The sequence below is a fragment of the Anaerovorax odorimutans genome, from assembly GCF_024459955.1.
Lineage (GTDB): Bacteria > Bacillota > Clostridia > Peptostreptococcales > Anaerovoracaceae > Hominibacterium > Hominibacterium odorimutans_A.
The window spans coordinates 128616-149360 of the sequence record NZ_JANFXK010000010.1; the positions used below are offsets into that span (position 1 = coordinate 128616).

28 protein-coding genes are annotated in these 20745 nt (G+C 46.8%); 26 read left to right on the plus strand and 2 right to left on the minus strand.

The genetic code is table 11. From position 1 onward, the window contains the following. Positions 1 to 3: 3 nt before the first annotated feature. The 21 genes from NE619_RS10300 to NE619_RS19015 all read left to right on the plus strand — a co-directional run bounded on the left by NE619_RS10300 (position 4) and on the right by NE619_RS19015 (position 15215). A complete protein-coding gene (locus NE619_RS10300) occupies positions 4 to 183 on the plus strand; it encodes a hypothetical protein (RefSeq protein ID WP_256132332.1) in 180 nt (59 codons plus the stop codon). Next, on the plus strand, positions 184 to 1491 hold the full coding sequence (locus NE619_RS10305; RefSeq protein WP_256132333.1) for a phage tail sheath family protein: 1308 nt from the start codon (positions 184 to 186) through the stop codon (positions 1489 to 1491). It abuts the gene before it with no gap. Between the two features lie 13 nt (positions 1492 to 1504). Next, positions 1505 to 1978: a phage tail tube protein gene (locus NE619_RS10310; protein WP_256132334.1), complete on the plus strand. Its 474-nt coding sequence runs from the start codon at positions 1505 to 1507 to the stop codon at positions 1976 to 1978. 12 nt (positions 1979 to 1990) lie between these two features. Further along, a complete protein-coding gene (locus NE619_RS10315; protein WP_256132335.1) occupies positions 1991 to 2416 on the plus strand; it encodes a phage tail assembly chaperone in 426 nt (141 codons plus the stop codon). A gap of 437 nt (positions 2417 to 2853) precedes the next feature. Next, positions 2854 to 3009: an SHOCT domain-containing protein gene (locus tag NE619_RS19295; RefSeq protein ID WP_256132360.1), complete on the plus strand. Its 156-nt coding sequence runs from the start codon at positions 2854 to 2856 to the stop codon at positions 3007 to 3009. Positions 3010 to 3125: 116 nt separating this feature from the next. Further along, a complete protein-coding gene (locus NE619_RS10325) occupies positions 3126 to 5252 on the plus strand; it encodes a tape measure protein (protein ID WP_256132336.1) in 2127 nt (708 codons plus the stop codon). Then, on the plus strand, positions 5252 to 5956 hold the full coding sequence (locus NE619_RS10330; protein WP_256132337.1) for a LysM peptidoglycan-binding domain-containing protein: 705 nt from the start codon (positions 5252 to 5254) through the stop codon (positions 5954 to 5956). The genes NE619_RS10325 and NE619_RS10330 overlap by 1 nt, the downstream gene beginning before the upstream one ends. Positions 5957 to 5967: 11 nt before the next feature. Beyond that, positions 5968 to 7524: a M23 family metallopeptidase gene (locus NE619_RS10335; RefSeq protein WP_256132338.1), complete on the plus strand. Its 1557-nt coding sequence runs from the start codon at positions 5968 to 5970 to the stop codon at positions 7522 to 7524. Beyond that, positions 7517 to 7777, plus strand: coding sequence for a DUF2577 family protein (locus NE619_RS10340; protein WP_256132339.1), 261 nt, complete (start codon positions 7517 to 7519; stop codon positions 7775 to 7777). The genes NE619_RS10335 and NE619_RS10340 overlap by 8 nt, the downstream gene beginning before the upstream one ends. Next, the gene (locus NE619_RS10345) at positions 7777 to 8199 is read left to right on the plus strand and encodes a DUF2634 domain-containing protein (protein WP_256132340.1); all 423 of its coding nucleotides are present in this window, start codon (positions 7777 to 7779) and stop codon (positions 8197 to 8199) included. The genes NE619_RS10340 and NE619_RS10345 overlap by 1 nt, the downstream gene beginning before the upstream one ends. Further along, on the plus strand, positions 8192 to 9292 hold the full coding sequence (locus tag NE619_RS10350; protein WP_256132341.1) for a baseplate J/gp47 family protein: 1101 nt from the start codon (positions 8192 to 8194) through the stop codon (positions 9290 to 9292). Before NE619_RS10345 ends, NE619_RS10350 begins: the two co-directional genes overlap by 8 nt. Continuing rightward, complete coding sequence (locus NE619_RS10355; protein ID WP_256132342.1) at positions 9282 to 9833, plus strand: putative phage tail protein; 552 nt, start codon at positions 9282 to 9284, stop codon at positions 9831 to 9833. Before NE619_RS10350 ends, NE619_RS10355 begins: the two co-directional genes overlap by 11 nt. Next, entirely contained in the window at positions 9826 to 10485 is a 660-nt protein-coding gene (locus tag NE619_RS10360) for a hypothetical protein (protein ID WP_256132343.1), read from the plus strand. Before NE619_RS10355 ends, NE619_RS10360 begins: the two co-directional genes overlap by 8 nt. 399 nt (positions 10486 to 10884) lie before the next feature. Continuing rightward, positions 10885 to 11292 (plus strand): hypothetical protein, encoded by a 408-nt coding sequence (locus NE619_RS10365; protein ID WP_256132344.1) that lies wholly within the window; start codon positions 10885 to 10887, stop codon positions 11290 to 11292. Between the two features lie 45 nt (positions 11293 to 11337). Next, positions 11338 to 11685: a hypothetical protein gene (locus NE619_RS10370; protein WP_256132345.1), complete on the plus strand. Its 348-nt coding sequence runs from the start codon at positions 11338 to 11340 to the stop codon at positions 11683 to 11685. A gap of 31 nt (positions 11686 to 11716) precedes the next feature. Next, on the plus strand, positions 11717 to 12052 hold the full coding sequence (locus tag NE619_RS10375) for a hypothetical protein (protein WP_256132346.1): 336 nt from the start codon (positions 11717 to 11719) through the stop codon (positions 12050 to 12052). Between the two features lie 136 nt (positions 12053 to 12188). Then, positions 12189 to 12608 carry a phage baseplate protein gene (locus tag NE619_RS10380; protein WP_256132347.1) on the plus strand — a complete coding sequence of 140 codons (420 nt, stop codon included), beginning with the start codon at positions 12189 to 12191 and terminating at the stop codon, positions 12606 to 12608. 60 nt (positions 12609 to 12668) lie between these two features. Further along, complete coding sequence (locus NE619_RS10385) at positions 12669 to 13736, plus strand: phage baseplate protein (protein ID WP_256132348.1); 1068 nt, start codon at positions 12669 to 12671, stop codon at positions 13734 to 13736. A gap of 63 nt (positions 13737 to 13799) precedes the next feature. Beyond that, positions 13800 to 14600 (plus strand): C39 family peptidase, encoded by an 801-nt coding sequence (locus tag NE619_RS10390; RefSeq protein WP_256132349.1) that lies wholly within the window; start codon positions 13800 to 13802, stop codon positions 14598 to 14600. Positions 14601 to 14608: 8 nt separating this feature from the next. Beyond that, positions 14609 to 14893, plus strand: coding sequence for a CTP synthase (locus NE619_RS10395; RefSeq protein ID WP_256132350.1), 285 nt, complete (start codon positions 14609 to 14611; stop codon positions 14891 to 14893). A gap of 16 nt (positions 14894 to 14909) precedes the next feature. Further along, positions 14910 to 15215 carry a holin gene (locus tag NE619_RS19015; RefSeq protein ID WP_330640713.1) on the plus strand — a complete coding sequence of 102 codons (306 nt, stop codon included), beginning with the start codon at positions 14910 to 14912 and terminating at the stop codon, positions 15213 to 15215. A 386-nt stretch (positions 15216 to 15601) separates the two neighbouring features. Here the strand turns inward: NE619_RS19015 and NE619_RS10405 are convergent, their stop codons facing one another. Further along, positions 15602 to 15988: a helix-turn-helix domain-containing protein gene (locus NE619_RS10405; RefSeq protein WP_256132351.1), complete on the minus strand. Its 387-nt coding sequence runs from the start codon at positions 15986 to 15988 to the stop codon at positions 15602 to 15604. A gap of 302 nt (positions 15989 to 16290) precedes the next feature. On the opposite strand from NE619_RS10405, the gene NE619_RS10410 reads away from it, so the two are divergent. From NE619_RS10410 to NE619_RS10425, 4 genes are all read left to right on the plus strand, one after another. Further along, complete coding sequence (locus NE619_RS10410) at positions 16291 to 16734, plus strand: rhodanese-like domain-containing protein (RefSeq protein WP_256132352.1); 444 nt, start codon at positions 16291 to 16293, stop codon at positions 16732 to 16734. A 27-nt stretch (positions 16735 to 16761) separates the two neighbouring features. Further along, positions 16762 to 17088: a thioredoxin gene (gene trxA / locus NE619_RS10415; protein ID WP_256132353.1), complete on the plus strand. Its 327-nt coding sequence runs from the start codon at positions 16762 to 16764 to the stop codon at positions 17086 to 17088. Between the two features lie 17 nt (positions 17089 to 17105). Next, positions 17106 to 18020, plus strand: coding sequence for a thioredoxin-disulfide reductase (gene trxB, locus NE619_RS10420; RefSeq protein WP_256132354.1), 915 nt, complete (start codon positions 17106 to 17108; stop codon positions 18018 to 18020). 94 nt (positions 18021 to 18114) lie between these two features. After that, the gene (locus NE619_RS10425) at positions 18115 to 18345 is read left to right on the plus strand and encodes a hypothetical protein (RefSeq protein WP_256132355.1); all 231 of its coding nucleotides are present in this window, start codon (positions 18115 to 18117) and stop codon (positions 18343 to 18345) included. A 188-nt stretch (positions 18346 to 18533) separates the two neighbouring features. Here the strand turns inward: NE619_RS10425 and NE619_RS10430 are convergent, their stop codons facing one another. Further along, positions 18534 to 19637, minus strand: coding sequence for an alkaline phosphatase family protein (locus tag NE619_RS10430; protein ID WP_256132356.1), 1104 nt, complete (start codon positions 19635 to 19637; stop codon positions 18534 to 18536). A 114-nt stretch (positions 19638 to 19751) separates the two neighbouring features. Between NE619_RS10430 and NE619_RS10435 the strand changes: the two genes are divergently transcribed. Continuing rightward, positions 19752 to 20633: a LysR family transcriptional regulator gene (locus NE619_RS10435; protein WP_256132357.1), complete on the plus strand. Its 882-nt coding sequence runs from the start codon at positions 19752 to 19754 to the stop codon at positions 20631 to 20633. Positions 20634 to 20745: the final 112 nt, after the last annotated feature.

Here is a 20745-nt window from a genome sequence, read left to right on the forward strand (position 1 = left end):
GAAATGACAAAGAAAAAAGAAACGGCCCAAATTGCACCGGCCTATACAAAACAGCAGATTCTCTCTGCGCAGAAATACAGCAATCGACGGGATCTGCTGGAAGCAATATTAAAAGATCAGAAATACACGATCGAACAGGTGGATGCTGAGATCGAGAGATTTAAGAAAGGAATGGTGAGGTAAATGGCATTAGGAGGAGGATATTTTACAGCGCAGAACAAAGTGCTGCCGGGATCATATATGGTGTTCATCTCTGCGGTGAACAGCGGGTCTCTTCTGTCTGCCCGCGGCGTGGCGGCAATGGGATTGGAACTGGATTGGGGTCCGGAAAATCAGGTGTTTGAGATGGACGCGGAAATCTTGCGGATGGATGGTTTGAACATTTTTGGATATTCGCAGGGGCATGAGAAATTAAGATATGTAAACGAGCTGCTGCTGCATGCGACAAAGCTATATCTGTACCGGCTGAACAGCGGCGGAGTAAAGGCGCAAAATGATTTCGCCACAGCCCGCTACGGCGGTGTCCGCGGAAACGACATTAAGATTGCCATTCAGACAAACGTTGAGGATGCAGAAGCATTTGACGTACAGACCTTTTTGGGAACTACAAAAGTAGATGAACAGACCGTAAAAACAGCGGCAGAGCTGGTGAAGAATGACTTTGTCACTTGGAAGGCCAATGCGACACTGAATGTAACCGCAGCGACAGCAATGACCGGCGGTACCAACGGCACAGTTACCGGCGATGCCCATCAGAGTTTTCTGGATCAGATTGAGGGTTACGCATTCAATACCATTGGCTGCGCATCGACGGAAAAGGAAATAAAGGCTCTGTACTGCAGCTTCGGAAAGCGGATGAGGGAAGAAGTCGGTTCAAAATTCCAGGTTGTGGTTCACAATCAGGCGGCGGATTATGAAGGCGTGATTAATGTAAAAAATAAGGTGCTGGATGCCGGAGTGCCAGAAACGGCACTGGTCTACTGGGTAACCGGTGCAGCGGCAGGATGCGGAATCGAAGAGTCCCTGACCAACAAACTGTATGACGGCACTTTCGATGTGGATGTGAATTATACACAGGTTCAGCTTGAAAAGGCTATTCTGGCGGGCGAGTTCGCTTTCCATCGTGTGAATTCAGATGTGAGGGTCCTGAAAGACATCGACAGTCTCGTAACTTTCACAGATACAAAAGGCGAAGTATTCCAGAGCAACGCGACGATCCGGGTAATCGATGAGATCGCATCTTCCATTGCGGGAATTTTCAATACCAGATACATTGGAAAAACCAAAAACAATCCGGCAGGAAGAATGGCTTTATGGAACGATATCGTCCAGCATCACCTGGGACTGCAGGATCTGGGAGCTATCGAAAATTTTGAGGATTCGGATGTAAAAGTAACGCAGGGAAGCTCCAAAGCAGCCGTTGCGGTCAGCGATGCGATTACCGTAACCGGCGCGATGGAAAAACTGTATCTGACTTGTGTGATCGAATAAGGAGGTAGAAATCATGAATGGAAATATTACAATGGCAAGCGAGAATGCGGTTTCCGCAAAAATGGCGGAATGCTATTTTACGATTAACGGCCGCAGATATAACTTTATGCAGATGGTTGATTTTACTGCTGAGGTTGAAAAGAAAAAATCAACGGTGCCGATTTTGGGCAGACCCATGGAAGGAAACAAGACGGTAGGCCTGAAAGGAACCTTCTCAGGAAAGGCGCACTATAACCAGTCAGTCATGCGAAAAGCCCTGACGGAATACAAGGATACGGGAACGGATATTTATTTCGATGTGATGATCCGCAACAGCGATCCGTCGTCAGGTGTGGGAGCGCAGACAGTCAACATTCTCGGATGCAATACCGATAAGATCACGCTGGCAAAATTTGATGCTGCCGGTGAATGGCTGGAGGAAGAGATGGAAGGAACCTTCGAAGACTGGAATATGCCGGAGATGTTTAACGAGTTACAGGGACTATAAGGAGGATAAGATATGGATTTTAAATCATTTATGAAGGAAAATCAGAAGAAAAAAGAGAATGTGTTTTTTGCGGCGACAAGATCTCTCTGCGATGAAAACGGAGAGCCGCTGAAGTGGGAGTTTCGCCAGATTACATCGGATGAGATGACGGAGATCCAGGACGAAAACATAGTAGATGTTCCTATTCCCGGAAAACCGGGAGCATACAGGCAAAAGCCAAATGCGGCAAAGATCAATAAAGCGATGATCTGCAGATCCACTGTGAACCCGGATCTTAACAATGCCGAGCTTCAGGACTCCTATGGAGTTACAACACCGGAAGCTTTGCTGACAGAGATGGTAAACAGTCCGGGTGAGTTTTCCGACCTGGTTACATTTGTAAGCGCCTTAAACGGTTTTAGCCTGCAGGATGAGGTGGAACAGGCAAAAAACTCATAACCGGGGATGACCCGGAGGCCAGTTACGCATATTATTGCCTGCATAAGTTCCATATGCTGCCCAGGGAGTTCCTAAAACTGGACCTGAAAAGCAAGGCTTTTATCATCGCATGTATTGATGTGCGGGTGGAAAATGAGAAAAAAGAATTGGCTAAAGCTAAATAATTTCTAGGTACATCTAGCCAGAAAAAATATGAAATTAAACAGGTAGGCGGGAAGACAATTACCAAGAAGAAAGGTGGAATAACCCGTTCGATTGTAGGTGGAACAATCGCCGGGCCTACTGGAGCTCTTGTTGGAGCAACGACTGCTAAAGAAGAGACAAAGAAGGTAGGCGAGACAACTCAGCTTAATGTAGTTTTAGAGACTCAGGCAGGAGAGCAAGATCTTATATTGCACAATACGTGCACGGACGCAATCAATTTCTTCAAAAGCTGTATGGCGGCGAACCGCAGTATTGAAGAAACAAATACTGTTAAAGTTATACAAACATCTTCTGCTGACGAAATCCGTAAATATAAAGAACTCATGGATGATGGAATTATAAGTCAGGAAGAATTTGAGGCAAAGAAAAAGGAACTGTTGGGATTGTGAAAATTATTATTAGTAAGGCGGTTCTGTTTTAAAAACCGCGTAAAATAAGTTGAACAAAAGGCCGGCTAATATAGTCGGTCTTTTGTTATATAAAAAATTCAGAAAGGAGGACTTTTATGGCTACAATCAATACTGCAATAAAATTTAATGATCTGGCATCAGGACCAATGCGAAACCTCAGCAATACCATTGGTACAACCTTAAATGCGTTTCAGACACTGCATAGTGGAGCAAATATGAACTTTAATACGATTCGAAATGAAGTTGCCAGTACCAATGCGGGATTGCGGCAAATGGCGGGACAGCTGGACCAGAACAGTCAGACAGCAGGAAGAAGCACGTCTATCTTTTCTGGACTAAAAAACAAGCTTACGGAGTTAAAAAACTCCTATGTCAGCATGGAAGGTCTGAAAATGACATTGGGCTTATCCGATGAGCTGGCGCGATCTACTGCGGGTTTACAGATGATGAATGACAAGACGCAGACTACAGCACAGCTGCAGGAGATGGTTTTCCAGGCGGCTCAGAACTCACGCAGCGCCTACCTGCGGACCGCAGATGCGGTAGCAGGTTTTGGAGCGAGTGCGGGAAATGTTTTCAATTCAAGCGCCGAGACTGTAAAGTTTGCGGAAAATCTTAATAAACAATTTGTCATAGCGAGGGCCTCTCAGGAAGAGATGTCGGAGGCCTCTTCGCAATTGGCCCAGGCAATGGGTTCCGGCGTCCTGCGGGGGGAAGAACTGAACACGATATTCGGCAAGGCCCCAAACGCGCTGCAAACGATTGCCGATTATTTGGGAGTCGATACGACTCAGATTCAAAGTATGGCTGCTCAGGGGCAGATTACAGCAGATGTCGTGAAAAATGCCATGCTGGGGGCTACCGATCAGATCAATGGGAAATTTAATCAGATGCCTATGACCTGGGAGCAGAGAATGATACAGATTCAGAATATCGCCATAGGTGCGTTTGGCCCGGTGCTGGAACAAATCGGCAGCTTGGCCAGTAGCGGCGCCTTAGACGGCTTTATTCAAAGTGCCAGTATCGCGCTTCAAATAGTGGGAGGGGTTATTGGATCTATTTTCCAAATCATTGGAGCAATCGGAGACTTGATTGGCGATAATTGGTCAATTATAGAACCCATTGTAGGAGCTGCAGCGGCGGCTCTGGCATTATATGCGATCTATGCAAACCGAGTAGTTATCGCAGAGACGGCACATGCAATTGTGAGCGCAATTTCCACAGCTGGGAAAATCGCCGCGACTGCAGCGGCGTGGCTGTTTACCAGTGCGACTCTAGCAGAGGCAGGAGCTCAACAAGGACTTAATGCCGCGCTATATGCCTGCCCGCTCGTCTGGATAATTGGCATTATCATTGCGATTATTGCAATCATTTATATTGTCATTGCCGTAATAAACAAAGTTATGGGTACTTCTATCAGTGCAACCGGGGTTATCGCCGGCTGTATCAATTGGGTTATTCAGCTGATTAAGAACATCGGACTATGGGTAGCAAATGTAGCGCTTGGTGTATGGAATGCCATGGGAGCTGTGGCAGATAATATAAAAGGCGCTTTTGGCAATGCCTGGATTAACATACAGATTGGTTGGCTGAATTTTGTGAATACGGTACTGTCAGGCGTAAAACAGATTATCAAATGGCTAAACCATATTCCAGGAGTCGATATTAAAACAGATGGACTTGCGTCAAGCATTCAGGAACGTGCCGATCAAGTCGCAAAATTAGAAGCCTCAAAATATGAATATAAGGACGTTGGAGCGGCTTTTTCCAAGGGGTACCATCACTTTAACGTGTTTGAAGACGGATGGAGTTCAAATGCGTATAAGAAAGGCTATGGATTTGGCAAAAAACTTGGCAGTAAGGTGAAAGGCCTGACAGATATGACCGACAATTTTGGAGGAAAAGACTTATTCGGGGGCGGTGGAGCCGGTGGACTGACCGGCAGCCTGCCCACAAATCTGGAAAACGGCGTCGGCAATATCGATAAAAATACAGGCGCTATTAAAGATTCCGTACAGTCCAGTTCGGAGGATCTGAAACTGCTTCGGGAGTTGGCAGAGCGACAGGCCATCAACAAATATACCAATGCCCAAATATCGGTAGATATGAAGGGTATGACCAATCAGATCGCCTCAGATCGTGACATCGACGGCGTTATAAACGTTATGACTAAGAAGCTGGAAAATGCGCTCGTTGTGAGTGCCGAGGGGGTGCACACATAATGTATCAGCTATATATCAATAACATCCTGTATCCGGTGGCGCCGCAGAAATTTCAGGTGAAGATCAATAACAAAAATGAAACAATCACCTTGATCAATGAAGGTGAGGTAAACCGGCTGAAAACGCCGGGCCTCACCGATATTCAGATCTCGGATCTGTTGCTTCCGGCGGTAAAGTATCCCTTTGCGGAATACGGGTCGGCGGGCTTTCAGACTCCGTCCGTGTATCTGAGCCAGCTGGAAAATTTAAAGAAAAACAAGATGACTTTTAATGTAGTGTTGATTCGCAAACTGGTGAAGCGGGAACTGGGATGGAATTTTTCCATGACCTGCACACTGGAGGATTACACCATTGATGAAGACGTGAAGGAAGGGGTCGACGTAAAGTTGACCCTGAACTTCAAACAATGGCTCAATTATGGAACCAAAACCGTGGTTTTCAAAAAAAAGAGCAACGGGAAAACAACATCATCAACAAAGAAGTCGAGAAAAAGCTCCAAGAAAAGTTCCGGCGGCACCTATACGGTGAAAAAGGGCGACTGCCTGATCAACATTGCAAAGAAAAAGCTTGGAAGCGGGAACCGCTGGAAGGAAATCTTCAATTTAAACAAAAGCACAATTCAGAGCGTGGCAAAAAAACACGGCAAGCCCGGCAACGGGCACTGGATTTTCCCCGGGACCAAGCTGAAAATGCCGAAGAAGTGAGGTGGTGAGATATGGGTGATTGGGTATGGCCTCTTCCCGGATATAGTCGAATCAGTTCCCCATTTGGACTAAGGAACTGTCCGTTTCACGGTAGAGAGACACATACAGGAATTGATATTCCGGCACCGCAAGGTACAAAGATCATTGCGGCAAAACCTGGAAGAGTAATTACCGCCAAAATGACATCCGGCTATGGAAACCTTGTGGTTATTAGTCATGGAGGAGGGTTAGAAACTTATTATGCGCATTGCAATTCTTTCATAGCGCATAAAGGTGATACGGTTGGAGCCGGACAGCCAATTGCAAGAGTGGGTTCTACAGGACCATCGACAGGAAACCATTTGCATTTTGGAGTAAAAGTACAAAGCGGATTTAAAAATCCCAAAAACTATGTTTCTATAAATGATACGCAGAGCCGATACACCGGTGCAAAAAGTGGCCCTGTTTCATCAGACGGAGCCGGCTCTTCCAATATAGCCGGTGGTACGGCGGGTCAGGAATCAACAACCAAAGAAGTCACAACAGTAAAAGTCACATCAACAACCGGCAAGACCGGAAATCAGGATAGCAGCCTGCGCGCAAAAAGCGCCATCCTTACCAAAGGGGCGGAAATCCTGATCCAAAACGGCAGCCAAGTGTTCCAGCCAGCTTTGGAGGAAGACATTTCTCTGGAGTACGAACGAAAGAACACACCGGGAAAGCTGACCTTTACCGTATACAAAGATGCGGCTCTAAAGATCGCCAAAGGCAACGCCGTCCGCTTTCGCTATAATAATAAGCGGATGTTTTTCGGATACATTTTTACATTTAAACGGAAGGACAGCAACCTCGTGACGCTCACCTGCTACGATCAACTGCGGTACTTGAAAAATAAAGATGTGCGGTCGTACAAGAAGACAACTTACTCAAAACTGTTAAAACAAATTGCCAAGGAGTTCAAGCTGGAATACGGGACTATTCAGAACACCAAGTATGTGATCCCGGCCAGAATGGAGGAGGGGACGTTGTTTGACATTTTGGGAAACGCGTCCGATCTCACGGTCAGTCACACGAAGAAGTTATTCGTTCTTTATGATGATTTCGGTCGGCTGACCCTGAAAAACATAGAAAGCATGATGCTGCCAATTTTGGTCGATCAGGACACGGCGGAATCCCTGGATTATGAATCAACGATTGACAAGGACACTTATAACCGGATCAAGATCTATTCCGACAATGATAATACGGGGGTCCGGGAGGTCCATGTGAGAAACTCCACGGCCAAGCAAAAGAAATGGGGAATCCTGCAATATACGGAAAAGGCGGAAGGCCTCTCTAAGAAAGAGATGAAGCAAAAAGCCAAGATTCTGGCACAGTATTATGGAATCGAGCAGCGAACCCTTTCCGTGAGAGGACAGCTCGGTGATACAAGGGTAAGGGGCGGTTCGTCCCTGATCGTGCAATTAGACCTTGGCGATAAAAAAATCTCGAATTACATGCTGGTAGAGAAGGTGAAGCATACGTTTAAAAACGGCTCTCACACAATGGATCTGAGCCTGGCCGGGATAAAGGGGGAATTTCATGTCTGAGCAACTATTGTCTTTGATCAAACAGGCCGCGGTGGAAGCGGTCAACGCGGCGGCTCCGATGGAGATCACCTTTGGTATCGTACAGAGCGTGAGCCCGCTTAAAATTAAAATGGACAGCAAACATATCATTGACGAAGACTTCCTGATTAAAACGGAAGCTTCCGTGGACAAGCTGGCAAAAGGGGATAAAGCTGTCCTTCTGCGTATGCAGGGCGGGCAGCAGTTTTTATTTATAGATAAGGTGGTGGAATAATGTTACCGGAAGGTGAAGAGAGCCTGCTGTTGGTGGATGAGACGGAAACAGAGGAAGAACAGATGACTGGCCGGACCTACAGGCTGGATGAGAAGAATGAAATCATTGCCGGAGAAATCGACGGCAGGGAAGCGATCAAACAGTCTCTATTACTGATTTTGCAGACTGAGCGGGAAGAATTTGAGATTTACAGTGGAGACTATGGAATCGAACTTATGGACTTGATCGGTCAGACGCCTCCATTGGTTTACGTCAATCTTGAACAGGTCATTAAAGAAGCGCTGATGCAGGATGACCGTGTGGAAGACGTTGGAGACTTTTCGTTTGAGCGTCTGGAAAAACATGCTGTTTCCGTAAAGTTTACGGTTACGACAATTGAAGGCGATATTGATATGGAAACGGAGGTGAATATAAATGGATGAAGATGTAATCCTGTATGGACAGGAGTTTGAATCAATCATGGAGCGGCTCCTTGCCAACGTGCCGGAAGATCTCGACACGAGGGAAGGCAGCGTGATCTATAATGCGCTGGCGCCGGCCGGATGGGAAATACAGCTGCTTTATGAGGAGCTGAATCTGGTGCTGACGGAGGCTTTTGCGGATACCTGCAGTTTAGACTATTTGATCCGGCGGGCGAAGGAAAGACTCGTGGAATACAAAAGGGGCGAACCGGCAATTGTGAAAGGTGTCTTCACTCCGGCCGATTTGGACGTGACAGGAATTCGCTTTGTTGAAGAAGAGTCGGAGTTGATCTTCGCAGCAATCGAAAAGCTTGCTGACGGTGAATATAAATTGGAATGTGAAGAGTCGGGAGTGATCGGCAATCTGACGCAGGGACAGCTGATTCCGGTCGATACGGAAGAGGTTGAGGATCTGGAAACCGCTGAGATTGTGGATTGTCTGGAACCGGGCCGGGATGATGAAGACGTCGAGGACTTCCGGGAGCGATATTTTGATAATGTGGCCGGTCAGGATTTCGGCGGCAATTTGGCCGATTACAAGAACAAGGTAAACAGCCTGGAGCATGTGGGAGGATGCAAGATTGTGCCGGTATGGAACGGAGGCGGAACCGTGAAGGTAATCGTTCTCGACCATACCCACAGTGTACCGTCAGACGGGGTGGTTAGAGAAGTGCAGTCTGTTATGGACCCAATTGAAAACTCCGGAGAAGGCAAAGGCATCGCCCCCATTGGACATCGGGTAACGGTGGCTGGCGCAGAACCGGTCAATATGAATATTACTGCTTTCGTGGCTTACGCGGAAGGATATGATTATGCACTGGCACAAGCATCCATAGCAGCAGCTCTGGATGCTTATTTTGAAGAACTGCGGATAGCCTGGGGAGATGCCCCGGCGGATATCGGTACAATCGTGCGGATCAGCCAGATCGAAAACCGGCTTCTGAATTTGACGGAGATCCTGGATATCGAAGAGACGGCGATCAACGGTTCAGCCAAGAACGTACTTTTGCAGGGGCAGCAAGTGCCAGTAAGGGGGACGTTCAATGGAGCATAAGAAACTGATTGAATATTATCCGCAGCATCTGGCGAAATATCGGGAGTTCAAAGCCATAACCGCGGCAGAGCAGATTGAGCTGGATTCCATTCTGGCAGAGATTAACCAGGGACTGGAAAATCAGTTTGTTGAAACTGCGGATGAAGAGGCGATTTCCCGCTATGAAAAGATTTACAGTGTGGAGCCTATGCCAGGGGCCACGTTAGAGGAGCGGCGTTTTAATCTGATGGCGCGGTTAACGGAGCAGACTCCCTATACACAGAGAAAACTGGCCGAAATGCTTGCGGCGCTATGCGGAGAAAACGGCTACGTTCTGTCCCTGGATATTGGAAATTACGCAGTACAGGTGGGCGTAGAGCTGACTGCCAAAAACAACGAGCTTGCAGTCAAACGGCTGATGGGAAACGTGCTGCCCTGTAATTTGACGTGGCAGGTGGGTCTGCTCTATAACCAGCATAGTAAGCTGGCCCGATTTACCCACGGGCAATTGTCCGCATATACCCATCAAGCATTAAGAGAGGAGGTATTACCAAATGAGTAAAAACACAAAAAACATTGGTTTCGTTTTGCCGGACGCAAACGACTTTTACGATATCAGTGTGCCAAATGGAAATTTTGAAAAAGCCGATGCAGCGCTAAAGAAGCTCGAGGATGAAAAGGTAAGCAAGGAAGCAGGAAAGAGTTTGTCGGCAAATGATCTTACCAATGACTTGAAAACGAAATACGATGCGGCGCATGAGCATCTGTCGAATGAAGAAAATCCGCATCAGACGACTGCCGCTCAGGTGGGAGCCATTCCAACTTCACAAAAGGGGGCGGCTTCCGGCATTGCGGAACTGGATGCCAATGGGAAAGTCCCTTCCGCACAGCTGCCCTCTTATGTGGATGACGTGCTGGAATTTTCCAGTAAGGAAGGTTTCCCCGCAGTCGGAGAATCAGGAAAAATCTATGTTGCAACAAATACAAACCTGACCTATCGGTGGGCAGGCTCCGCATACGTGGAGATCAGCGCGTCTCTGGCATTGGGGGAAACGGCATCAACAGCTTACCGGGGCGACAAAGGCAAACAAAATGCGGCAGATATTGCTGCGTTGGAAAACAATTTTGCCGCGCTCATTTCCGAGGAAACCATTGAAAAAGCTAAAGAGGCGGGCATTGATCTGACGTCGGGGGGGGGGGGTACTAAATCTTAATAGATTGTTGCAGGCCCTGCTGACGAATGTACCGATTAAAACAGGTACGGATAATGATTGGTATTATAAAAAATACGCAGATGGGACATTTGAGGCGTGGGTAAGCACTGGAACGATAATAATTTCTGGGCTGGCTCAGACCGGCTACAATTACTATAAAACCGTAGAAGTTACAAATTTACCAACGTTAGCAACAGAAGTAACAAGTATAAATATATCTGCAAATTCGTCTGATTTTTGGGTTGGTAGTGTTGGGTGGAGCTTGGAAACACGAAAAATAAGTGCGTTTATGCTTCGGTCAATTAACTATGAATACCAAGCTTCTTTTTCTTTGCATATGTTCGGTAAATGGAAATAAAACACCTCTCCCTTCTGGGAGCAGGTGGGAAAGGAAAAAATATGAATGGAATTGAACAAGTAAATAAGCTATTACAGTGGGTAATAGAGAAGCTTGCGGTTAAGGAATATAACCTCAATCTATTGAATGGTTGGACAAACCACGGTGGAGATAATGCTCCCATTAAAGCTACGATCATCGGCAATGAGATGGCTGTGACAGGGACCCTAAGCTCAGGTACAATTGCGAAGAACACGAAGCTATTTGACTTCCCAGAGGGATATGCTGCGACTTATAATTGCTACGGACGTCTCACCCGGTTTTGGAATCCTCTCCAAGAGCATCTTGTAAGAGTATATCCAAATGGTACCGCAGCTCATATTGACAACAATTATGACCTGCTTGCATCGGGAACCTATTTCTTGGATATCAAAGTCCCTATAAAATACGTGGGGGGGGGCACTACTTAAGAGAGTATTTGCGCCTCTTGCAGGCCCGGTTAGGGGGTGTTTGGCATGAGTGGAGTAGAGGTATTAAATACCCTTTTACAAGGACTTATAACCAACCCAAAGGAGTACGACAAAGACGGCTGGCACATCACCAAATACGCAAGTGGAAAGATGATAGCAAGAACATGTATTATGGACACGCCGGTGAGCGGCTATGTAAGGAGAGCCTTACCGTCGGACATGATAGAAGTAGAGAATATCTTTGCAACTATGCGATACAACAGCAAGGATGGAGTCTGTCGCTGTACACCGGATATATACGATGGCGATGTAATCGTCTATCTGCGAGATGCGACAAACGGCGCCGCGGAATCCAACTCAACCGGGACAAGCGTATTATTAATTGGCCGCTGAAAGTAGCTATCCCTGAGAGGGGGTGCGCTGCGTGAGTTCTGGAATTGAAAAGTTAAATATGATTTTACAGGCCGCACTTGGATGCATTAAAAAGGTAGACTCATTTTTACAAGTAAGAACTGTACAAGGAAATACAATGTCGCTGACCGCCGGATATGATGGCGTCACATATGGAACCGCTCCAACAATAAGCGGATATAAGCCGTTGATGGCCACAATCCGAGGTGCCGGAGCCACGGATATTTGCTGGATCGATTGCTTTTTTACAAGTGAATATACCATCCAGATGCGGTTAAAAAATACTACAACTACGGCAAGAAATAATTTCACTCCGACGGTGATCGTTCTGTATATAAAAGTTACTTAAAGATCTCAAAGAAGTTTATTTTTATATTACGAAAGTAGAGAAAGGAAAGAACATGGAACAGGAAAAAATAAGAACTCTAAATAATAGCCGGGGGGCACTCCCTAATAGATAATACCTCTGAAAGGAGGTGCTGGAAATGACCGGTATGCAGCGATTAAATAAAATTTTACAATATCTACTCGGCTGTATACCAGCCATAGGAGACGTGGAACTCAATTTTAGCGGTATCAATCCAAGCGCCAAATATCCGGGAACGACATGGGAGCAAAGAGCGCAGGGCAGAGCATTAGTCGGCGTGGGATCAAATGGATACTATTCATATACAGCCAGACAATCTTTTGGAGCCGATTCCGTTACATTGGCAGAAAGCCAAATTCCGCCACATACACATTTTTCCGGATGGGAAAGAAAAGTTTATGCAGCAGGTAGTACATATTGGGCTAACTATCAAGCTAGTGAAGGAACACCATTTAATACAGGATCAGCTGGCGGCGGACAACCCCACGAAAACAGGCCGTGCTCCATAGCCCTTTACGTTTGGGAGCGTACAGCGTAAACATGGGGCTAAAGAAAAACAGGAAGTTACATCAAAGACAAAAAGAAAAGAGGAAAACAAATGAGTACAAAAACAACAAATTATAATTTAATGAAACTAGACCAAGCTGATTTTGACAAAATCACTGAATTTAACGGCAACGCAGACAAGATCGATACAGCTTTAACAGAAAATCGTGATGCGCAGCGCAAACATAATGCAGATAAAAACAACCCGCACAATGTAACCAAAGAGCAAATCGGCCTGGGGAATGTTGATAATACATCAGACGCGGATAAGCCGATTTCAACAGCCCAGCAGAACGCGCTGGATAAGAAAGCCGATCTCAGTGAAGACGGAAAGATCCCGGAATCCCAGCTGCCATCCTACGTTGACGATGTATTGGAATATTCCAGTAAGGCTGACTTCCCTGCCGAGGGTGAAGGCGGGAAGATTTATGTCGCAGCAGACACGAACCTGACTTATAGATGGTCTGGTACCGCCTATGTGGAAATCAGCCCATCCTTAGCGTTGGGAGAAACGGCCTCCACTGCGTACAGAGGAGACCGGGGTAAAATTGCTTATGACCATTCGCAGGAACCGCACGCCAGAGCAGACGCAACAAAGACAGAGAAATCTGATGAAATGGGCTGCGTAAAAATCAATGGGACAGATGTGGAAGTTGTAAGCAAGATCGCAATACTGGATTTCGTTTATCCGAAAGGAAGCATAATGTATTCGACAGAAGCGGAATTTGATCCGAACATCGCATATCCCGGAACAGCGTGGGCGCAAATTAAGGACGTATTTCTTTTGGCCGCAGGCAATTCCTACTTGCTGGGAAGCGAAGGCGGTGCGCCGGCGCATGTATTAAGAAGTGATGAAATGCCTGCCCATACCCATGGATATGTATCTTTAGTTGGCAGCGTCTTTAATACTGCCCAACAGTCTAAGTCAATTGCCGTAAGCAGATACGGAATTGTATCTGGTGGCAAATCAGAAAATGTAGGCTATGCAGTCAATGAAAAAGCGGGAGTGGATGGGTTCACCATTGACGCTTCCCATGAGCACAGCAATGTTGGCAATAATCAGGCGCATAATAATATGCCTCCGTATATTGCAGTCAATGTATGGCAGCGCATAGCGTAGAACAAAAAATTGGGGCCCTTAAGGGCCTCTTTTTTTATCATATCAAAAGGGGAGGAGGAAAAAATGGCAAAACAACCAAAACTATATCGGCAGACCGACAAGCGATGGGCGAGCAAGCCCTACCGAGTGAAAGGAAAAGAAAACAGCACCATAGGCGGTTCCGGCTGCGGGCCAACGGCCGCTGCTATGCTGGTCGCAACCTTCGTTGACAGCAAAGAGACACCGGTTACAGCCTGCAGCTGGGCCATGAAGCACGGATATAAGGCGGTAGGGCAGGGAACATACTACACATTCTTTGAGGCCTATTTCCGGGCGCACGGCATGAAGTGCCAGCAGGTGCCGGGTGCGAACAGCTATCATAAGCGCAATACCAGCTCAGACAAAGAGGCTCTTGCGGCCCTCAAAGCCGGGAATTATGTCATTGCCTGCATGGGGCCGGGCCTGTGGACCAGAGGCGGGCATTTTGTACTGGCCTACAAATATGAAAATGGCAAGGCCTACATAAACGATCCGGCCAGCTCCGCATCGGCCAGAGCAAAGAACACCTGGGACAAGTTTTCTTATGAAGCAAAATACTATTGGATTATTGAGCCGCCCGCAGGTAAGAACAGAAAAGATACGAAAAAAGCAGCTGCAACCACAAAGAAGATTGTCAAGAAAGCAGAAAAGAAGAAAGCGTATAAAGCTATCGTGATCGCAAAAGCGGGGCTCAATGTACGCACAGGAACAGGGATAAACTATAAGAAGGTTACAGCACTTAAATACAAGACAAGCATCACGGTGTATGAAACAAAAGGAAATTGGTGCAGGATTCACAAAACAAAAAACCGCTGGGCGTGCAGGGACTATATCAAAAAGAAGTAGGTGGCAGAATGGACATTCAAACGATTCTCGCTGTCTGCGGGGCAATCGTGCTGGTCAGCAACGCGGGAGCCGCTGTGTATCGCTGGGTACGGCCGGCCCTGTCAGTTACGCATGATGTGGAGCTGCTGAAAGAGCACGATCAGAAAGACTATGAAACGCTCCAACACCTCAATCGGATGAACCGGGCGCAATGCCGGGCGATGATGTGCATCATCAACCACATGATAGATGGCAATGGAGTTGAGAAGATGAAAGAGACCCGTGAACAGATCACGGATATTTTAGAGGAATGAGAAAGGTGGATAGAGAATGATGAAAGACTGGATCAAGAGAGCAGGAGTAAGAGCTGTTAAAACGACGGCGCAGGCAGCAGTGGCCATGATCGGAACCGCTGCGGTAATCAGTGATGTGGACTGGCGTATAGTTGCCAGCGCCGCACTGCTGGCCGGAGTGCTATCGCTTCTCACATCGGTGGCCGGGCTGCCAGAGCTGACGGCGGGCGAATCAACAGAAGAGACAACTCTGAGCGAATTGGAGGCTGAGACGCTGATTAATGCGGATATTGATTGCGCAGCAGCAGTGGATGATGAATCCAAAACACATACAGAGGGCTAATTTTTAAAATAAACAAGTATCCAATGGATTCCAAAAAAAGTGAAAAAATGATAGTTTCATCCGAATTGTTGTTGGAAAATAGGGAAGAATATCAAAACCTGCAATTATACCAAGGCCAAATGATAGTTTCAGGAAAGAATGTGGAAGAATCCAGACAAGAATATCAAAACAGAACAATAAAAAGCGCTCTATTGATAATCAGCTGCTCTTGTTTTCCCAAAAAACTGTGAAAGTATCAAAATCATGCAGCTATCGGGTATCTATTGATATTTGGGCCTTATATTATAGGGGGACAGATCCAGCAGGGTAATCCCTAAATCCAAAAAAGCAAACTCCCCGGACCAGGTGAATATATCCTGACCCGGGGAGTTTTCCATTTTGCGCATCTATTCCACAAACGACGAATCATCCGGCCTGCCAGACGCATCGGTATCCGAATCAGCCAGCAACAGCATAATTTTGTGAAACAGCTCAACAAACTGAAGCCTTTTATCTTTCGGAAGCTTCAAAATTTCATCGCCTATTTGTAATAAAGGTATCGCAACGTGAAGCTGTTCTTCCATATATGAACAGGATAACAAAGACAAGGGCTCCATATCGAGGTGACGGGCAAGATGCTCAACGGTATCGATCCTGGGGTTGCCCTTTCCATCAAGAATTTTCTGAAGGGAACTTCGGGAAATATCCAATTCCTTTGCAAATTCCGTTAAAGTTTGATCACGTGTGTCCCGGATGGCGTTCATGATAGTTGCTAAATTCTTTTGCAGTGTCATAAGTTTACCTTCCTCTTAATTTTAATAATAAGCCTAATTAGAGTCAAAATACAGGAAGACAAATCGGTACGCCGTACCATTTTAGCGGTACGCCAGCACACAGGAAGAGCAAACAGCTTGCGCAAATGAATTTACGTCATTTTGCTTATTCATAAGTGGCAGCCCTCCTTTTTAGAAGAAAAACTATTCTGAAATTTAAAACAAAATTATAGAAACCTATTGACAAAATCAGAAAACGTGGTATATTAACAATACGAACTGTAAATAAAAATATTACAGTTACGAAAGGAAGAGAGGCGAAGATGAAAAAGAGTTTGATTGTACTTGTGCTTACTGTCTGTCTGTTACTGGCAGCATGCGGCAGCGGCGGAACGTCGATGTCCGGCGACAGCGGAAACACTGAAGATATGGCTTCATCCGCAGCAAATATGGATGCTTATCATAAGATTACCGCTGAGCAGGCGAAAAAAATGATGGATGAAGGAGGCGTGACGGTAGTGGATGTGCGGACCGAGCAGGAATATAAGTCCGGTCATATTCCCGGCTCCATCCTGGTTCCCAATGAGGAAATTGGAACTGAGCAGCCCAAAGAACTGCCGGATCAGGATGCCGTTTTACTGGTACATTGCAGGACCGGCATAAGAAGTAAAGAAGCCTCGGATAAGTTGGTAAAAATGGGATATAAAAATGTCTATGATTTTGGCGGCATTGTCGATTGGCCGTATGAAACCGTAGAAGAAAAATAATTGATAGATAAAAAGGAGATGTAGAAAATGTCAACAAAAGAAATTACAAAGAACAACTTTAACGAAGAAGTAGAAAAAGCAAACAAGCCGGTTTTAGTCGAATTCTGGGCACCGTGGTGCGGATACTGCAAACGGCTTTCGCCGGCCCTGGACCAGGTGGCAAAAGAGTACGAAGACAAACTGCCGGTAGGAAAGATCAATATCGACGAGCAGCCGGAGCTGACCGCACGCTTTGAAATAGAGACGATTCCGACACTGATTATCTTTAAAGATGGCGAAGCTGTCGATTCGGTTATTGCGCCTCAATCGCGGGCACAAGTGACGGATTGGCTGAAAACAAACGACGTTCTGTAAATCAGGAGGGGAACATCATGAAAAAAGAGATTTATGACGTAGTGGTCATTGGCGGAGGGCCGGGAGGTTACGCGGCGGCTCTCTACTGCGCCAGGAGCAGCTTTTCCGTGCTGGTGCTGGAAAAGCTTTCGCCCGGCGGCCAGATGGCTACGACCGGACAGGTAGACAATTATCCCGGTTTTGATGAAGGTATCGACGGGTTTGAGCTGGCGGAAAAAATGCAGCGGGGAGCAGAACGTTTTGGCGCGGAGACCGCCTATTCGGAGGTGGTGTCCCTGGACCTGAAAGCGCAGCCCAAGAAGATCGTAACGACAGACGGTGAGATTTCGGCGCAAACCGTGATTCTGGCCACCGGAGCATCGCCGAGGGAGCTGGGCGTGCCGGGAGAATCACAGCTTCGCGGTCGGGGAGTCGCTTACTGCGCCACCTGTGACGGCATGATGTACAAAGACAAGACCGTAATCGTATCGGGAGGCGGCAACAGCGCGGTGGCCGATGCGCTTTACCTTTCAAAGATATGCAAGAAGGTTTACCTTGTACATAGAAGAGACACTTTGCGGGCTTCCAAAGTATACCTGAAAGCCTTGGAAGAAAGCGGCATTGAGTTTTTATGGAACAGCAAAATTAAAGAGATCCTTCATGACAAGAGAGTAACGGGAGCAGCGATCGAAGATCTGACGACCGGAACTGTACGTGAAGTTTCCTGTGACGGCGTATTTGTTGCCATTGGGCGGGTGCCGGACACGGAGCTGTTCAAAGGGCAGATCGAACTGGACAGCGCCGGTTATGTGATTGCGGATGAGACTACCAAAACCAGTCTGCCGGGAGTCTATGCCGTAGGAGATGTACGAGCGAAACCGCTGAGACAGATCGTAACGGCAGCAGCAGACGGCGCCGTTGCCTCCCATTTCATCGAGGAATTTTTAGCATAAGCAGTTACAGTGTAATATTTTTTGGAATTTTCTGAAATTTGTATGGAAAATTAGGGCCAAAAGGAGTATTATAAGAAAAAAGGAGGAAATGGTTATGTTAGGCAGAGCGATGGGAGGCAAACATACCTGTTATGTTTGTGGAAAAGAGATAAATTGGGAGACAGAGTATAAAGGGTATCCGGGAGACGTGGGCGAGGACCTTCCCGTTCCGGCTCAGGAAAGCGCCCTGGGAAGACTGGACGGCGGAGTCGTAGTTTTCGAAATATCTTACGTTTGTCCGCAATGCAAGACAAAAAATAAACTCAGAGCTGAACGCCATGTCTGAGAGTATGGGGCATCAGGCTGCCGGCGAAGACTGCGTACCGTTATAAACGGGAAGGCGCATAAGACATAATCTGAATTTCCGGCCCGCAACGAAACAAAAGGAGCTGTTTTTTACAAAAACAGCTCCTTTTGCGGTATTAAGGTAGAAGGTATTGATGGATAATCCATATATATTGAAAACAAAGTTTGTTACAGCAGATGCCGAACAATATCTTTGCTGTATGCGTATTGACTCTCATCCGCAGCGGCATTGACCGCGATGAGCGGTACGGTTCGTTCATACAGGGAACCGTGGGTTCTGACCTGATCGGTGTGGAGAATGGTACCGTCCACTTCCCCAAAGGCGCAGTCTTTAGCGGCAAAGGCCACATAATCACCGATTTCGCCCTCCGGCAGGTGATAGAGCGCAGCCGCTTCTTTTGCCGGGAGAACCTGCTCCACGGCAGGCTGCGAGGATACCAGCTCCAAAATCTGAGTCGCTTCCTCTTTATCCTTCAAATACAGATACAGAATTCCGCCCTCCTGATAGATATGGTTCTCAATATAACGGTCTTTCAGAGGAGGCACGCATACCATATGGAAACCTGCCTCATCTGAAATCGTTTGGAGGTTGATAAGAGTTTTTTTCTGATTCATTCCGTGATCCGCAGTTATATAGATCTGACGATTCGGGTCCAAATCGTGGATTTTGGCTACATATTCATCTATGGTGCGAATTTGCTCCTGCGCTTCGCTTGTTTCCGGTCCGTAATGGTGCATGACAAAATCATTGGTTGTACAATACACCAGATCGGGATTTTCCTTTCTGATACATTGATAAGCCGCCTCAAAGATCCAGCGGCTGCTGTCAGGACTCTGTACCTGTGGAGGCAAAGGGAGGTCCAGCCTTTCCAGCAGCACGGGATCGGGTTTCTGTACACTGATGCCGATATCAACTCCCGCCCCGAAGACCTCCAGTATTTTGCCTTTTACGGTAAGGAGTGATGTTTTGCCGCCGGCAGCTTTATACTTTTCCAGGATCGTCGGGGCTTTCATAAAGCCTTTGCCTTCTATAAAGCCCTGGTCTCCGGTATTGGGGTCGTAGTAGTAATTGCCTACTACATGGGTGTCTTCGGGGAAGAAGCCGGACATGATACAGGCATGGTTTACATTAGTAACGCTTGGAATGGCACCCTGAACCGTTTTGGCAAAGGAACCTGCGTTTTCCGACATTTTGAAAATATTCGGTGCGGTTTCTCTGGTCAGATATTCAGGCGCGCACCCGTCAATGACGATAATTAATACTTTCTGCATAAAACACTCTCTTTCCTTTCTCTGCAATCAGTTTACAATAGAATGAAACTATTGTAAAATATAAATAACTTTTTATTATCATAAGTAAATCCTAATGTATGGGAGGAATGAACCATGTCCTTGAGGAATCTGGAAATCTTTGCCGAAGTCTGCAAGCATATGAATATGAGCAGGGCTGCCGAACACCTGTATATTTCCCAGTCTTCGGTCAGTCAGGCGATCGGAGAGCTGGAAAAGCAGTATCAGGTGCGGCTCTTTGAACGCCTCTCTAAAAAGCTCTTTTTAACCGATGCCGGCGGCCAGCTGCTTTCCTATGCCCGCCAGATCCTTTACCTGACCGAACAGATGGAAGCCAGGATGCACGATATTTCCGGCGCGGAGCAGCTGCGAATCGGGGCCTGCACGACAGTAGGCTTTTATTTCATGAATCCGCTCCTGGATAAATATCAGGAGCTTTGTCCGCAGGTCCGCACCATGGTGGAGGTGGGCAACAGCTCGCAGCTGGAAAAGAAGATCCTCGACGCGCAGCTGGACCTGGCCTTTGTTCAGGACATCACCCACGCAAAGGAAGTGACGCGGGAAAGCTCTCTGGCTGACCGGCTGATTCTCATCTGCCGCAGCGATCATCCTCTGGCAGACAAAGAGATCGATGAAGAAAAACTGGACGGACAGCCCTTTGTCGCCAGGGAAGCGGGCAGCGGGACCAGGAGGCTGCTGGAAGAGATTTTCGCAAAGAAAGGTATTGCCCCGCAGTACGCGTGGATCTGCAACAGTATCGCATCGATGAAGGATGCGGTAATCCACGGCAGGGGAATCTGTCTTTTATCCGAACACTTGGTAAAGCAGGAGCTGCAAGAAGGGTCCTTAGCCCAGATTCAGTTGAAAAACAGGGAATTTAAACGCCATTTTTTCCTGATCTGCCATAAAAACAAATACAAGACAGAAGGTATGGAACGCTTTATCCGGCTGTGCAGGCAGCAGACCGAGACATCGTAGCCATGTCAATAACTTGAGAAAATGTCTCTTTTTGCGAAGGAAATTCACTTGAGAAACTGTCTCCTTTGTAAAAGGGCGTTTTCGCCCTTTTACAAAGCTGGTTTGGGTTGTT

Excerpts from the sequence above, each read along its gene's own strand:
- trxA (WP_256132353.1), top strand. The coding sequence starts at position 16,762 with ATGTCAACAAAAGAAATTACAAAGAACAACTTTAACGAAGAAGTAGAA.
- NE619_RS10310 (WP_256132334.1), top strand. The coding sequence starts at position 1,505 with ATGAATGGAAATATTACAATGGCAAGCGAGAATGCGGTTTCCGCAAAA.
- trxB (WP_256132354.1), top strand. The coding sequence starts at position 17,106 with ATGAAAAAAGAGATTTATGACGTAGTGGTCATTGGCGGAGGGCCGGGA.
- NE619_RS10340 (WP_256132339.1), top strand. The coding sequence starts at position 7,517 with ATGTCTGAGCAACTATTGTCTTTGATCAAACAGGCCGCGGTGGAAGCG.
- NE619_RS10370 (WP_256132345.1), top strand. The coding sequence starts at position 11,338 with ATGAGTGGAGTAGAGGTATTAAATACCCTTTTACAAGGACTTATAACC.
- NE619_RS19295 (WP_256132360.1), top strand. The coding sequence starts at position 2,854 with ATGGCGGCGAACCGCAGTATTGAAGAAACAAATACTGTTAAAGTTATA.
- NE619_RS10395 (WP_256132350.1), top strand. The coding sequence starts at position 14,609 with ATGGACATTCAAACGATTCTCGCTGTCTGCGGGGCAATCGTGCTGGTC.
- NE619_RS10380 (WP_256132347.1), top strand. The coding sequence starts at position 12,189 with ATGACCGGTATGCAGCGATTAAATAAAATTTTACAATATCTACTCGGC.
- NE619_RS10355 (WP_256132342.1), top strand. The coding sequence starts at position 9,282 with ATGGAGCATAAGAAACTGATTGAATATTATCCGCAGCATCTGGCGAAA.
- NE619_RS10435 (WP_256132357.1), top strand. The coding sequence starts at position 19,752 with ATGTCCTTGAGGAATCTGGAAATCTTTGCCGAAGTCTGCAAGCATATG.
- NE619_RS19015 (WP_330640713.1), top strand. The coding sequence starts at position 14,910 with ATGATGAAAGACTGGATCAAGAGAGCAGGAGTAAGAGCTGTTAAAACG.
- NE619_RS10405 (WP_256132351.1), bottom strand. The coding sequence starts at position 15,988 with ATGACACTGCAAAAGAATTTAGCAACTATCATGAACGCCATCCGGGAC.
- NE619_RS10360 (WP_256132343.1), top strand. The coding sequence starts at position 9,826 with ATGAGTAAAAACACAAAAAACATTGGTTTCGTTTTGCCGGACGCAAAC.
- NE619_RS10425 (WP_256132355.1), top strand. The coding sequence starts at position 18,115 with ATGTTAGGCAGAGCGATGGGAGGCAAACATACCTGTTATGTTTGTGGA.
- NE619_RS10350 (WP_256132341.1), top strand. The coding sequence starts at position 8,192 with ATGGATGAAGATGTAATCCTGTATGGACAGGAGTTTGAATCAATCATG.
- NE619_RS10330 (WP_256132337.1), top strand. The coding sequence starts at position 5,252 with ATGTATCAGCTATATATCAATAACATCCTGTATCCGGTGGCGCCGCAG.
- NE619_RS10300 (WP_256132332.1), top strand. The coding sequence starts at position 4 with ATGACAAAGAAAAAAGAAACGGCCCAAATTGCACCGGCCTATACAAAA.
- NE619_RS10335 (WP_256132338.1), top strand. The coding sequence starts at position 5,968 with ATGGGTGATTGGGTATGGCCTCTTCCCGGATATAGTCGAATCAGTTCC.
- NE619_RS10315 (WP_256132335.1), top strand. The coding sequence starts at position 1,991 with ATGGATTTTAAATCATTTATGAAGGAAAATCAGAAGAAAAAAGAGAAT.
- NE619_RS10365 (WP_256132344.1), top strand. The coding sequence starts at position 10,885 with ATGAATGGAATTGAACAAGTAAATAAGCTATTACAGTGGGTAATAGAG.
- NE619_RS10430 (WP_256132356.1), bottom strand. The coding sequence starts at position 19,637 with ATGCAGAAAGTATTAATTATCGTCATTGACGGGTGCGCGCCTGAATAT.
- NE619_RS10345 (WP_256132340.1), top strand. The coding sequence starts at position 7,777 with ATGTTACCGGAAGGTGAAGAGAGCCTGCTGTTGGTGGATGAGACGGAA.
- NE619_RS10305 (WP_256132333.1), top strand. The coding sequence starts at position 184 with ATGGCATTAGGAGGAGGATATTTTACAGCGCAGAACAAAGTGCTGCCG.
- NE619_RS10325 (WP_256132336.1), top strand. The coding sequence starts at position 3,126 with ATGGCTACAATCAATACTGCAATAAAATTTAATGATCTGGCATCAGGA.
- NE619_RS10385 (WP_256132348.1), top strand. The coding sequence starts at position 12,669 with ATGAGTACAAAAACAACAAATTATAATTTAATGAAACTAGACCAAGCT.
- NE619_RS10410 (WP_256132352.1), top strand. The coding sequence starts at position 16,291 with ATGAAAAAGAGTTTGATTGTACTTGTGCTTACTGTCTGTCTGTTACTG.
- NE619_RS10390 (WP_256132349.1), top strand. The coding sequence starts at position 13,800 with ATGGCAAAACAACCAAAACTATATCGGCAGACCGACAAGCGATGGGCG.